The organism is Cellulosimicrobium cellulans, assembly GCF_042723955.1.
Taxonomy (GTDB): Bacteria; Actinomycetota; Actinomycetes; order Actinomycetales; family Cellulomonadaceae; genus Cellulosimicrobium; species Cellulosimicrobium cellulans_H.
Genome location: NZ_JBHXIC010000050.1, coordinates 19269 through 32376 on the forward strand (window position 1 = coordinate 19269; position 13108 = coordinate 32376).

Below are 13108 nucleotides of genomic sequence, written 5' to 3' on the forward strand. Positions count from 1 at the left end.
CCGGGGCCGCGCGAGATCGTCCTGGGCAACGCTCCGCCGGGACGGAGCGCCGCCCGCCCGGCCGGGCCGTCAGCCGCGGCCGAGGAGGATCCGAGCGTCGGCGACCGTCACCACCGAGCCCGTGACGAGCACGCCCGAGCCCGTCCCGACGCCCACCGCGTCGTCCCGCTCCGCAAGGTCGACCGCCATCTGGAGCGCCTCGTCGAGCCGCTCGGTGCTGTGCACGCGGTCCTCCCCGAACACGTCGGCGGCGAGCTCGACGAGGTCGGTCGGGTCGGCCGAGCGCTCCGAGCTGTTGCGCGTCACGACCACCTCGGACAGCACCGGCTCGAGCGCCGCGAGGAGCGGCTCGGCGTCCTTGTCCGCCATGATCGCGACCACCCCGACGAGGTGGCGCAGGTCGAACGCCTCGCCGAGCGCGGCCGCGAGCGCCTCCGCGCCCGCGGCGTTGTGCGCCGCGTCGACGAGGACGGTCGGGCTCGACCGCACGACCTCGAGCCGGCCCGGCGAGGTGACGTCCGCGAAGGCCGCCTCGACGAGCGGACCGTCGAGCGCGCGGCCGCCGAGGAACGCCTCCACCGCCGCGAGCGCGAGGAGCGCGTTGTGCGCCTGGTGCTCGCCGTGCAGCGGCAGGAACACCTCCGTGTACAGCGCGGCGGGCGTGCGCAGGTCGAGGAGCTGTCCCCCGACGGCGACGTGGCGCGCGGCGACGTCGAGGTCGACGCCCTCGCGCAGGAGGCGCGCACCCACGCGCTCGGCGCGGGCGCGCAGCACCTCCTCGACCTCTGGGCGCTGAGCGGCGGAGACCACGGTCGCGCCGTCCTTGACGATGCCCGACTTGACCGTCGCGATCTCCTCGAGCGTGTTGCCGAGCCACCGCTCGTGGTCGAGCGCGACGGGGGTCACGACCGCGACCTCGGCGTCGACCACGTTGGTCGAGTCCCACTCGCCGCCCATGCCGACCTCGACGATCGCGACGTCGACGGGCGTGTCGGCGAACGCCGCGAACGCCACGCCGGTGAGCACCTCGAAGAAGCTGAGCTGCGACTGCCCCGCCTCGGCGAGCTCGGCGTCGACGACCTGGACGTACGGGTAGACGTCGTCCCACACCTCGACGAAGCGGCGCGCCGAGAGGGGCTCGCCGTCGACGACGATCCGCTCGGTGACGCTCGTCAGGTGCGGGCTCGTGAACATCCCTGTGCGCAGGCCGTGCTCGCGCACGAGGCGCTCGGCGACGCGGGCGGTGCTCGTCTTGCCGTTGGTGCCGGTGAGGTGGATCGTCCGGAACGCGTGCTGCGGGTCGCCGAGCAGCTCGAACAGGCGCCGCACCCGGTCGATCGTCGGGTCGAAGTCGTGCTCGGGAGCCCGGGACACGATGTGCTGGTAGACGCGCTCGAGGTCCGCCCGCGCCGCAGCGTCCTCCGCCGCCGTGCGAGCGTCCTTCGCGTTCTGGCGCCGCCCGGCGCTCCCGCGAGGCGCGCTCATCGGACCGTCCCCTCGACCGTGCCGTTCACCTTCTCGACCCGCACGGCACGCGCGTCGGTCGGCGACGTCTCGACGACGACCTCGACCGCGAGCGTCTCGCGCGCGACGAGGTCCCGGTGCTCCTCGACCGCGACGAGCCACTGGCCCGGTACGTCGAGGGAGAGCCGGATGCGGTCCGCGACGTCGAGGCCGGCGGCCTTGCGCGCGTCCTGCACGTCGCGGATCACGTCGCGCGCGTAGCCCTCGGCGAGCAGCGCGTCGTCGAGCACGAGGTCGAGGACGGCGAACCCGCCGCCCGCGAGCACGGCGGCGGCGACGCTCGGCGCCTCCCCCTCAGCGACGCCGCGGTCGGCGACCACGGTCGTCAGCTCGTACTCCGCGGGCAGGAGCGCGACGTCGCCGTCGTCCGTCGTCACGACGACGTCCCCGGCGTCGTCCACGCGCCATGCCCCGGCCTTCGAGGCCTTGATGACGGTCTGGACGCCGCGACCCAGGCGCGGTCCCGCGGCGCGGGCGTTCACGGCGAGACGCTGGGTGATGCCGAACCGGTCCGCGGCGTCGGAGTCGGTCGACTCGAGGTCGACCGCCTTGACGTTGAGCTCGCGTGCCAGCAGGTCCGTGTACGGGGCGAGCGCCGCGGGGTCGTCCACGACGACCGTGAGGCGAGCGAGCGGCTGGCGCACGCGGAGCTGGTTCGCCTTGCGCAGGCCGAGCGCGGCCGACGCCACGGCGCGGACCTCGTCCATCGCGGCGACGAGCGCGTCGTCGGGCACGAGGGACGCCTCCGGGACGGAGCGGACGACGGTCGCGTACGAGCCGTCCTCACCGACGAACGGCTCCCCGACGTCCTCCGTGACCGCGGGCCAGTCCGTGAGGTGCACCGAGCGTCCGCCCGTCAGGCCGCGCCAGACCTCCTCCGTGAGCAGCGGCGCGAGCGGGGCCATGACGCGCGTGAGCGTCTCGAGCGCGGTGTACAGCGTGTCGAACGCGTCGGCGTCCTCGGCCCAGAACCGGTCGCGCTGCGTGCGCACGTACCAGTTCGTCAGGACGTCGAGGTGCTCGCGCACGGTCTCGCACGCGCCCGCGATGTCGTACGCGTCGAGCTGCCCGGTCACGCGCACGACGAGGTCGTGCGTGCGCGCGAGCAGGTAGCGGTCGAGCGCCGGGAGCCCGGCCACGCGCTCGGGCGTGACGCGCTGCGCGACGTACCCCGCGGGTTCGCCGGGCTCGCCCGCCCGCGCCTGCGCCTTCGACGTGTTCGCGTACAGGGTGAAGAAGTAGTACGTGCTCCACAGCGGCAGCAGCACCTGACGCACCGCGTCGCGGATCCCGTCCTCGGTGACGACGAGGTTGCCGCCGCGCAGGATGGGCGAGCTCATGAGGAACCAGCGCATCGCGTCGGAGCCGTCGCGGTCGAAGACCTCGTTGACGTCCGGGTAGTTGCGCAAGGACTTGCTCATCTTGCGGCCGTCGGAGCCCAGCACGATGCCGTGCGAGACGGCCGAGCGGAACGCGGGGCGGTCGAACAGCGCGGTGGCGAGCACGTGCAGCGTGTAGAACCAGCCGCGCGTCTGGCCGATGTACTCGACGATGAAGTCGCCCGGGTTGTGGTGCTCGAACCAGTCGGTGTTCTCGAACGGGTAGTGCACCTGCGCGTAGGGCATGGACCCCGAGTCGAACCAGACGTCCATGACGTCCTCGACGCGGCGCATGGTCGAGCGGCCCGTCGGGTCGTCGGGGTTCGGCCGGGTCAGGCGGTCGACGAACGGGCGGTGCAGGTCCGGCTCACCCTTCTCGTTGCGCGGCAGCGTGCCGAAGTCGCGCTCGAGCTCCGCGAACGAGCCGTACACGTCGACGCGCGGGTGCTGCGGGTCGTCCGAGCGCCACACGGGGACGGGGCTGCCCCAGAACCGGTTGCGCGTGATCGACCAGTCGCGCGCGTTCTCGAGCCACTTGCCGAACTGGCCGTGCTGGATGTGCTCGGGCGTCCACGCGATCTGCTCGTTGAGCTCGACCATGCGGTCCTTGAACTTCGACACCGCGACGAACCACGACGACACGCCCATGTAGATGAGCGGCTGCCGGCAGCGCCAGCAGTGCGGGTAGGAGTGCGCGTACGACTCGCGGCGCAGCAGCACCGTGCCCGGGCTCGTGGCGCCGAGCGCGAGGTCCGGTGCCGCCTCCCCCTGCGCGGCCGCCGCGTCGTGGCGCGTGCGGCCCTTGAGGTGGTCGATGATGAGCGCGTTCGCGTCGAAGACCTGGAGGCTCTCGTAGTCGACGACAGGGAAGACGAACTTCCCGTCGGACGCGACCGGCAGCACGGGCTCGACGCCCTCGCGGTCCGAGACGACCTTGTCCTCCTCGCCGAACGCGCCGGCGTTGTGCACGAGCCCGGTGCCGTCCGTCGTCGTGACGAAGTCCGCCTCGACCACGCGGTGCGCGCCGGCGTGCCCGGCGAAGTACGAGAACGGCGGCGTGTAGGAGCGCCCGACGAGGTCGGCACCCGTGAGCCGCTCGACGACCTGCGTCGTCACGTCCTCGACGCCCTCGTCGGCGAGCTCGCGCGCGTACGCCGCGAGGCGCTCGGCCGCGATCACGTAGCGCTCCTTGACACCCGTGAACGACGACTCCACGACGACGTACTCGACGTCGGGGCCGACCATGACGAAGAGGTTCGACGGCAGCGTCCAGGGCGTCGTCGTCCAGATGAGCGCGAGCTCGCCCGTCTCGAGCCGGAAGCCCACGGTGACCGCCGGGTCCTGGCGGACCTGGTACACGTCCTCGTCCATGCGCAGCTCGTGGTTGGACAGCGGCGTCTGGTCGTTCCAGCAGTAGGGCAGGACGCGGAAGCCCTCGTAGACGAGGCCCTTGTCGTAGAGCTGCTTGAACGCCCACAGGACCGACTCCATGAACGTGGGGTCGAGCGTCTTGTAGTCGTGCTCGAAGTCGACCCAGCGCGCCTGGCGGGTCACGTAGTCCTGCCACTCGCTCGTGTACTTGAGCACCGACGCGCGGCACGCGTCGTTGAACCGCTCGATCCCCAGCTCGAGGATCTCCTCCTTGGTCTTGATCCCGAGCTGGTCCATCGCCTCGAGCTCGGCGGGCAGCCCGTGCGTGTCCCACCCGAAGCGGCGCTCGACGTGCTTGCCGCGCATGGTCTGGTAGCGCGGGACGACGTCCTTCGCGTACCCCGTGAGCAGGTGCCCGTAGTGGGGCAGGCCGTTCGCGAAGGGCGGACCGTCGTAGAAGACGAACTCGTTGCTGCCGTTCTCGCCGGCGGGGTTGCGCTCGACCGAGGCGCGGAACGTGTCGTCCGCGTCCCAGTAGGCGAGCACGTCGCGCTCGATCGCGGGCAGGTCCGGGGAGGAGGGGACGCCGAACGCGGCTCCGGGGTGCGCGTCAGGGGCGGAGGGGTCGGACGAGGGTGCGCGGTGCAGCGGGTAGGCCATGGTCTCGAGGACTCCGGTGGGTAGCGGCCGGCGGGTTCGTCCGCCGTGGTGGTACGGGTCGGTCGTGCTCTCCTGCGAGGACGACTCCCCCACCCAGGGGCGGGCTCGCCGCGGTACCACCTCGCTTGCCGGCGTCGTCCCCCCGTGCCCGACGCCGTCAGGCCCGGCGGGCGGTCACCGACCGCTCGTCGCAGGCTGTGACGGGCCCACCCGTCCGGTTCTAGTGAGGACCTGGCCGCGGGCCGTCAGGCCTGCCCGACGGCGCGGGTCCCGTTCTTCCGGAGGCTCACCGGTGATGGCCGGGTCGACGCCTGTGCGTCCATGGTAGCCGCCGCCCGGCGGCGCGCGGTGTAGGCGTCGATGTCCCGCGCGACGAGCCACTCGAGCGTGAGCGGCGGGCGGGCGTCGTGCCCGACGGCGGCCGGCGCCGCGGACGGGCGGGCGACCTCGGGCGACGGCGCGGTGAGCGGCGTCGTCGGGCGGTAGCGGGGAAAGCTCGGAGGAACGTCCATGGTGGTCTCGCGTCCTGTGCTCGGCGGGCGTCCGGAGGTGCAGACCCGGGCGTCGCGCGGGACTCATCGATGAGCCCGTGGCACGAGACCGGCGACCGTCACGCCCCTTCGTCAGGAGAGAGGGGCGGGAGGCTGCTCGCGGACACCAGGTCGAGGCTGCGCAGGGCGCCGCGAGCCCTCAACAACAGGTGGCGGAGAGGACCTGCGGACGCGCGAGGACGAGCGTGCTGCTCGTGGGGCGCGGGGAGGTCACGCGGACATGGTGCCAGGGTGGCCCCGGGGCGGACAACCCCGCGTCCACGGGCCGGACGCCGGTCGCCTCAGCCCACGCGGACGGTGACCTCGTGCCACCCGGACGCGCCGTCGGGCGCGGGCGGGGCGACGTCGTCAGTCTGCGTACGGCCGTCGGCGTCGGTCGCGCGGACCGTCAGGCGGTGCTCTCCCGGCGTCGCGTCCCACGCGTACGACCACTGCCGCCACGTGTCGGGGCCCACCGTCTCGGCGAGCGTCGCGGTACGCCACGTGCCGTCGTCGACCCGGACCTCCACGCCCGCGATCCCCGTGTGCTGCGCCCAGGCGACGCCCGCGACCGTGACGACGCCCGCGGGCACAGGAGCTCCCGCCCGGGGCGTGTCCACGCGCGACGCGAGCTTGATCGGGCCGCGCTCGGACCAGCCGCGCGTGGACCAGTACGCGACGTCGTCAGCGAACGTCGTGACCTTGAGCTCGGTGACCCACTTGGTCGCCGACACGTACCCGTACAACCCCGGGACGACGAGCCGAGCCGGGAACCCGTGCTCGGCGGGGAGCGGCTCGCCGTTCATCCCGACCGCGAGCAGGCACGCCCGCTCGGGATCGGTGAGCACGTCGAGCGGGGTGCTCGCGGACCAGCCGTCGGCGCTCGTGGAGAGCACCATGTCCGCGTCGTCCTGGACGCCCGCACGGGCGAGCAGCTCGCGCACCGGGTACCCGAGCCACCGCGCGTTGCCCACGAGGTCGCCACCGACCGCGTTCGACACGCACGTCAGCGTCACGTGGTGCTCGGTGAGCGGGAGCGCGAGCAGCTCGTCGAGCGTGAGCTCGAACGGCTCGTCGACGAGCCCGGTCACCCGCAGCGTCCACGAGGCGGGGTCGACCTGGGGCACGCGCAGCGCGGTGTCGATCCGGTAGAAGTCGCCGTTCGGCGTCACGTACGGGGCCAGGCCGGGCACGCGCAGGTCCGCTCCTGCGGGCACGGCCGGCGCCGGCGTCGTCGGTGCCGGGAGCCGCAAGGCCTCGCGCGCGGCCGTGACGACCCGCGAGCCCGCCGACACCGCGCGGGACGTCGCGAGCGCGACGACGCCCGCCGCGGCGGCGAGCCCGGTGACGAGCAGGAACCGCCGCCGGTCCATCGACGCACCGACGACGCCGCCGCTTCCCCCCGGGCCGCCGTCGAGGCTCGGACCGACGGCCGTCGCCTCGACCGGTCCGCGCAACGGCGGGAGCGACGCGCGCAGCAGGAGGATCGCGATCCCCACCCCGACGACCGAGGGCAGCGCCCACGCGACGCTCGCTCCCGGCCTGGCCACGGCCACGACGGCCCCGACGGCCCCCACGACGCCCAGGAGAACGGACCCCCACGGCGGACGGCGCAGCTCGAGCCAGCCCGCGAGCGCCGCTCCCGCGGCGAGGACGACTGCCATGCCGCCGAGCAGGACCGCCTTGTCGGCCGTCCCGAACGTCGCGACCGCCCAGTCCTTGACCGCGCCGGGGACGGCGTCGACCACCCCGGCCCCGGCGGCGAACACGGGGCTCGACCCCGGCCCGACGAGCGCCGCGACGAGCTCGGCGACCGCGAACCCGACGGCCGCGCAGACCACGCCTGCGAGGGCAGCCCACCCCTCCGCACGCCCGTACCGCCTGCCGACGCCCATCCGCGATCCTCCCGTCCTCTCCCAGTCAACGCCCGTCCGGCGCGCAGCGCCACGGTCCTGGGGTCGTCGCGGCGCCGCGGTGCGACGATCAGGCAGGGTCCACGCCCTTGGGGACGAGCGGAGCGCGCCAGAGCGAGTACGTCGAGGCCTGGGCGACGGGGCGCAGGACCAACGAGTCGATGTTGACGTGGTGCGGGCGCGTGACCGCGAACGTCACGACGTCCGCGACGTCGTCCGCGGTGAGCGGGTCGACGACGCCCGCGTACACGGCGTCGGCCCCGGCCTGGTCCCCGTGGTAACGGTTGAGCGAGAACTCCGGCGTGTGCACGAGGCCGGGGGCGATCTCGATGACCCGGATCGGCTCGCCGACGAGCTCGAGGCGGAGCGTCTTGGCGACCCCGAGCAGCGCGTGCTTGGACGCGACGTAGCCGGACCCGCCGACGTACGTGTCGTGACCCGCGGTCGACGTCATGAGGACGATGTCGCCGCGCCGTGACGCACGCAGGAGCGGGAGGAACGCCTTGGTCACGCGCACGGTGCCGAGCACGTTCGTCTCGTACATCGAGCGCCACTCGTCGATCTTCGCCTCGTCGACGTGGTCGACGCCGAGGCCGAACCCGGCGATGTTGAGCAGCGCGTTGACCGGCCCGCGGGCACCCGCCTCCGCGACGAGGCGCGCGACGTCGGCGTCGGACGTGACGTCCCCCACGACCGGGTGAGCGCCCGTGCGCTCGGCGACCTCGGCGAGCCGGTCCGCACGCCGCGCGAACGCGACGACGTCCCAGCCCCGGGCGCGCAGGTAACGGACGCACGCCTCCCCGATGCCCGACGATGCGCCGGTCACCACCGCGCGCAGCGGTGCGGTCGAGGGGGTCGGGGCAGGCAGGTCCGATGGCTCCGTCACGACGCACACTCTGCCACGCCGCCCCCGGGGAAGGACTAGGCTGACGGTGGACCACGGGCCCTGCACTGGCCCGTCGGGGCGGCACCGGATCTGTGCCGCGGGTCCGCGCGACGCGAGATGACGCGTCGGTCCCGGCCGGCGCTCGCCGGTCGGCATCGAGAACGCACCGCCGCAGCGGCGTGCCCACCCCGGGTCGCCGCGACGCGCCCGACCCCGGAGGCCTCTCCCGTGCCCTCGTCGCGCACCGCGCAACGCCCGCCCGCCCGCCGCCCCTTCCTGGCGCTCCCGACCGCCGCGCTCGCCCTGCTGCTCGGGGCCTGCTCGTCGGGCACGACGCCCGGGGACGACCCGACCGCCGACGGCGACGCCCCGCCGACGGGCACCGCGACGGCGACGACCTACCCGCTCACGCTCGACGACTGCGGTTTCGAGGTGACGTTCGACGCGGCACCGGAGCGCGTCGTGACGATCAAGTCGAGCGCCACGGAGATGCTGCTCGCGCTCGGGCTGGGCGACCGGATCGTCGCGAGCGCGTTCGCGGACGGCCCGGTCGCCGAGTCCTTGGCCGACGCCGCGGCGGACGTCCCCGCGGTGGCAGAGCCGCTCTCGGACCAGGTCCCCGGTGCCGAGGCCGTCCTGGAGACCGAGCCCGACCTCGTCTACGCGGGCTGGGAGTCCAACCTCACCGCCGACGGTGCGGGCGACCGCGAGACGCTCGCGCAGCTCGGCGTCGCGACGTACGTCTCTCCTGCCGCGTGCAAGGCGCCGGAGTACATGCCGGACCCGCTGACGTTCGAGGACGTGTTCGCCGAGATCACCGAGGTCGGCACGATCTTCGACGCGCAGGACGCTGCCACCGACCTGGTCGCCGAGCAGCGCGCGACGCTCGACGGCGTCGTCCGGGACGAGCGCGGGCTCACGGCCCTGTGGTACTCGTCCGGCGACGACATCCCGTACGTCGGCGCGGGCATCGGCGCGCCGCAGATGATCATGGACGCCGTCGGGCTGGAGAACGTCGCGGGCGACGTGCACGACACCTGGACCGCGTTCGCGTGGGAGGAGGCGATCGCCGCCGACCCCGACGTCCTCGTCCTGGTCGACGCCGCGTGGAACACCGCCGAGGCCAAGATCGAGCGGCTCGAGTCCAACCCGGCGACGGCCGAGATGACCGCGGTGCGCGAGGGCCGCTACCTGACGATCCCGTTCCCGGCGACCGAGGCGGGCGTGCGCAACGTCGACGCCGTCGTGGACCTCGCGGCGCAGCTGGAGGCGCTCGGCCGGTGACCACGCTGCGCACCCGACCCGCACCCGCGCCGCCCGCCCGACGGGACGACGCGGGGGCCGGCGCGCGCCGTGGCGCAGGCTGGTGGGTGCCGGTCGGCGTGGGCGCGCTCGTCGTGACGGTCCTGGTCACGGTGACGATCGGCCCGGCGGACCTCGCGGTCGGCGACGTGTGGCGCTCGGTCGCGACGCACCTCGGGCTCGGCGGGCTGCTCGGCCTCGAACCGCTCGGGGCGCTCCAGGACGGCATGGTGTGGCAGCTCCGCCTCCCCCGCGTGCTCACCGCCGCGGCGGTCGGCGCCGGGCTGGCCGTGTGCGGCGTCGTCATGCAGTCGCTCACGCGCAACCCTCTCGCGGACCCGTACCTCCTCGGGCTGTCCTCGGGCGCGTCGCTCGGCGCGGTGCTCGTGCTGGTCGCCGGCTGGACGGTGCTGCTCCCGGTCGCCGCGTTCGGCGGTGCGGTGCTCGCACTCGTCGCGGCGCTCGGCCTCGCGGGGGCGCTCGGGGCGCTCACGCCCACGCGGACCGTGCTCGCCGGCCTCGCGGTGAGCCAGCTCGCGGCGGCCGCGACGAGCTTCGTCATCTTCTGGTCCGCGACCGGCGACTCCTACCGCGAGATCCTCTCGTGGCTCATGGGGTCCGTCGCGGGAGCGACGTGGACGTCCGTCGCGGTCGCGGGCGGTGCGACCCTCGTGCTCGGCACGCTGCTCGCCTCGACCGGCTCCGTGCTGGACGCCTTCACGTTCGGCGACACGGCGGCGTCCACGCTCGGGGTCGACGTCGCGCGCGTGCGCTGGACGCTGCTCGTGGGCGTCGCTCTGCTCACCGGGGCGCTCGTCTCGCAGTCGGGGTCGATCGGGTTCGTCGGGCTGATCCTGCCGCACGCGGTCCGGCTCCTCACGGGCGCGCGGCACCGCCTCCTGCTGCCGTTGTCGGCGCTGTTCGGCGCGACGTTCCTCGTCTGGGCGGACACGCTCGCGCGCACCGTGTTCGCGCCGCGCGAGCTGCCCGTCGGGATCGTCACCGCCGCGATCGGTGCCCCGGTGTTCGCGCTGCTCCTGTGGCGCGGGAGGAAGGCCGCATGAGCGAGACGACGCGGACGACGGCGGACGTCGCCCCGGCGCTCGGCGCCGACGACGTGCGGGACCGCCCCGCCGACGGGCCCGGACCCGGGCGGAGCCCGTCCGGCAGGGAGCACGCGGGCGGCCTCGACGCGACGCGCGTGTCGTGGTCGGTCGACGGCCGCCTGATCCTCGACGGCGTCGACTGCACCGCCCCGACGGGCGCGGTGAGCGGGCTGCTCGGGCCCAACGGCTCCGGCAAGTCGACGCTCCTGCGCGTGCTCGCGGGGGTCCGCGCCCCGTCCGCCGGGCCCGACGACGCCGCGCAGGTGCGCTTCGACGGCGCGGACCTGCGCACAATGCCGCGGCGGCGGCGCGCGCGCGTCCTCGCGCTCGTCGAGCAGGACGCGACGACCGACCTCCCGCTCTCCGTGCTCGACGCCGTCCTGCTGGGCCGCATCCCCCACCGCTCGCTCCTCGCGGGCGACTCCGCGCACGACCGAGAGGTCGCGACCGCGGCGCTCGCCCGCGCGGGGATGGCCGCGTTCGCCGAGCGGGAGGTCGCGACGCTCTCCGGCGGCGAGCGCCAGCGCGTGCACCTGGCGCGCGCGCTCGCCCAGGAGCCCGCGCTGCTCCTGCTGGACGAGCCGACCAACCACCTCGACATCGCCGCGCAGCTCGACACCATGCGCGTCCTGCGCGACCTCGCCGACGAGGGCGTGAGCGTCCTCGCCGCGCTCCACGACCTCAACCTCGCGGCGCAGACGTGCGATCACGTCGTCGTCCTGGCGGACGGGCGGGTCGTCGCCGCGGGCGACGTGCGCGAGGTCCTGGTCCCCGAGGTGCTCGACCCGGTCTACGACGTGCGGTCCGAGGTGCTCACGCACCCGCGCACGGGCCGGCCGGTGCTGACGTTCGCGCCGCAGGACTGAGCGCGTACCCTCTGCGGGTGCGCCTCTCCCCGGTCCCCCGCGCCTCGCGGACGCTCGTCGCGGCCGCGCTCGTCGCGACGTGCGTCGTGTCGGTCGCCGGCTGCGCGGTGCTCGACGGGCGCTCCCCGTTCGACACCTCGAACGTCTCGTACGCGGACGTGGAGAAGGCCCTGCCCGCGGTCCAGGACGCGCTGGACGAGGCCGACCTCCCCGTCGAGGTGAGCCTGTACACCGGTGCGATGAACTGCGAGGGCGCGTGCGACCTGGGCGTCGGGGTGAGCCTGGTCGCGGCCGACGACGCGCGGCGTCCCGCGCTGGACCCGGACGTGCTCGCCGCCGTGCTGGTGGTCGTGCTACCCGAGGTGTCGGGCATGCCGCTCTACGTCCGGGGCGACCCCGCGGACGACGTCGGCCTCGACCTCGAACCCGCGACGCGGGCCCTCGGGCTGGACGAGTCGCCCTTCATGCTCTCGGTCGGCGAGCTGCGCATCCCGAAGGACGAGCTCGGCACGGCCCTCGACCAGGCCACCGCCCGCCTCGACCGCTGAACGGTGCTCGCTCAGTAGCCGCGGAGGCGCTCGAGCCGGACGCGCACGGTGACGGAATAGTCCTCGTGGAAGCCGTCGGGGGTCATCCCCAGGCCGCGGATCCCCTCGTCGTACTTCGCGTCGTACGCGGCGCGCTCCTGGGGCGAGAGGCCGCCGTCGTCCCTCGCGGCCGTGCCCGTGAGGACGACGACGTCGTCCCCGGACCGGGTGCTGTTGAGGTGCACCGCGACGTGGTCGTTCCCCCGGACGTTGCGCAGCTTGGCGGTGCGCGGCTGGGACTTGACCACGACCTCGTGCGCGCCGTCCCAGCTGAACCAGACCGGCGTCGGCTGCGGTGCGCCGTCCGGGTCCACGGTCACGAGCCAGAGCACCTGCTCGTCGCCGAGGCGGGCGGCGGCCCGCGCACCCAGGTCGGTCGAGGTGTCGATCGCGGCCACGGTCACGCCTCCGTCGTGGTCGGGCGAGCTGCGAGGCGCGGCAGCTCGATCGCCGGGCAGCGGTCCATGACCATGTCGAGGCCGGCGTCGCGGACGCGGTCGGCGGCGTCCTCGTCGATCACGTCGAGCTGGAACCAGACGGCCTTCGCGCCGATCGCGACGGCCTGGTCGGCGACCGCGCCCGCGAGCTCGGAGCGCACGAACACGTCGACGACGTCGACGGGGAACGGGATGTCCGCAAGCATCGCGTAGCCCTGCTCGCCGTGCACGGTCTCCGCGGCCGGGTGCACGGGGACGATGCGCTTGCCGTGCTGCTGCAGCACGCGCGCCACCCCGTACGCGGCGCGCGACGCGTTGTTCGACAGGCCGACGACGGCCCAGGTCTGCGTGTCCTCCAGGACGCGGCGGACGGTCTCCTGCTCGTGGGCCGGCTCGGCGGCTGCGACGTCGCTCATGTCGTGCGCAACCCGGGCCCGGGGGGGGGGGGGGTGCGGGCGCGGCTGTCTGTGCGCGTCGAGGTGCCGCGCCGGATCGAGGCGGAGCCGCTCACGCACGTCGGCCCGTACCCCGTCGTCTCGGTCTCCCA

Annotated in this window: 11 protein-coding genes; 4 read left to right on the forward strand and 7 right to left on the reverse strand. The window is 74.5% G+C overall.

Annotated elements, in window-relative coordinates:
* Window positions 1–69: 69 nt before the first annotated feature.
* The 5 genes from ACFWH7_RS13880 to ACFWH7_RS13900 all read right to left on the reverse strand — a co-directional run bounded on the left by ACFWH7_RS13880 (window position 70) and on the right by ACFWH7_RS13900 (window position 8263).
* Window positions 70–1485, reverse strand: coding sequence for a bifunctional folylpolyglutamate synthase/dihydrofolate synthase (locus ACFWH7_RS13880; protein WP_378217096.1), 1416 nt, complete (start codon window positions 1483–1485; stop codon window positions 70–72).
* The gene (gene ileS, locus ACFWH7_RS13885) at window positions 1482–4934 is read right to left on the reverse strand and encodes an isoleucine--tRNA ligase (protein WP_378217097.1); all 3453 of its coding nucleotides are present in this window, start codon (window positions 4932–4934) and stop codon (window positions 1482–1484) included. The genes ACFWH7_RS13880 and ileS overlap by 4 nt, the downstream gene beginning before the upstream one ends.
* A 245-nt stretch (window positions 4935–5179) precedes the next feature.
* Entirely contained in the window at window positions 5180–5446 is a 267-nt protein-coding gene (locus ACFWH7_RS13890; protein WP_378217098.1) for a hypothetical protein, read from the reverse strand.
* A gap of 320 nt (window positions 5447–5766) precedes the next feature.
* Window positions 5767–7359 carry a molybdopterin-dependent oxidoreductase gene (locus ACFWH7_RS13895; RefSeq protein ID WP_378217099.1) on the reverse strand — a complete coding sequence of 531 codons (1593 nt, stop codon included), beginning with the start codon at window positions 7357–7359 and terminating at the stop codon, window positions 5767–5769.
* 88 nt (window positions 7360–7447) lie between these two features.
* A complete protein-coding gene (locus ACFWH7_RS13900; protein ID WP_378217100.1) occupies window positions 7448–8263 on the reverse strand; it encodes an SDR family oxidoreductase in 816 nt (271 codons plus the stop codon).
* A 228-nt stretch (window positions 8264–8491) separates the two neighbouring features.
* On the opposite strand from ACFWH7_RS13900, the gene ACFWH7_RS13905 reads away from it, so the two are divergent.
* The 4 genes from ACFWH7_RS13905 to ACFWH7_RS13920 are packed head-to-tail and all read left to right on the forward strand — an operon-like array spanning window position 8492 to window position 12085.
* Window positions 8492–9547: a putative F420-0 ABC transporter substrate-binding protein gene (locus ACFWH7_RS13905; protein WP_378217101.1), complete on the forward strand. Its 1056-nt coding sequence runs from the start codon at window positions 8492–8494 to the stop codon at window positions 9545–9547.
* Window positions 9544–10629, forward strand: a complete 1086-nt coding sequence (locus ACFWH7_RS13910) for a putative F420-0 ABC transporter permease subunit (RefSeq protein WP_378217102.1) — start codon at window positions 9544–9546, stop codon at window positions 10627–10629. The genes ACFWH7_RS13905 and ACFWH7_RS13910 overlap by 4 nt, the downstream gene beginning before the upstream one ends.
* The gene (locus ACFWH7_RS13915) at window positions 10626–11537 is read left to right on the forward strand and encodes a putative F420-0 ABC transporter ATP-binding protein (protein WP_378217103.1); all 912 of its coding nucleotides are present in this window, start codon (window positions 10626–10628) and stop codon (window positions 11535–11537) included. Before ACFWH7_RS13910 ends, ACFWH7_RS13915 begins: the two co-directional genes overlap by 4 nt.
* A 17-nt stretch (window positions 11538–11554) precedes the next feature.
* Complete coding sequence (locus tag ACFWH7_RS13920; RefSeq protein WP_378217104.1) at window positions 11555–12085, forward strand: hypothetical protein; 531 nt, start codon at window positions 11555–11557, stop codon at window positions 12083–12085.
* 11 nt (window positions 12086–12096) lie between these two features.
* Here the strand turns inward: ACFWH7_RS13920 and ACFWH7_RS13925 are convergent, their stop codons facing one another.
* Both ACFWH7_RS13925 and ACFWH7_RS13930 read right to left on the reverse strand, forming a co-directional pair.
* Window positions 12097–12522 (reverse strand): TIGR03667 family PPOX class F420-dependent oxidoreductase, encoded by a 426-nt coding sequence (locus ACFWH7_RS13925; RefSeq protein WP_378217105.1) that lies wholly within the window; start codon window positions 12520–12522, stop codon window positions 12097–12099.
* 2 nt (window positions 12523–12524) lie between these two features.
* On the reverse strand, window positions 12525–12977 hold the full coding sequence (locus tag ACFWH7_RS13930; RefSeq protein ID WP_378217106.1) for a CoA-binding protein: 453 nt from the start codon (window positions 12975–12977) through the stop codon (window positions 12525–12527).
* Window positions 12978–13108 lie beyond the last annotated feature (131 nt).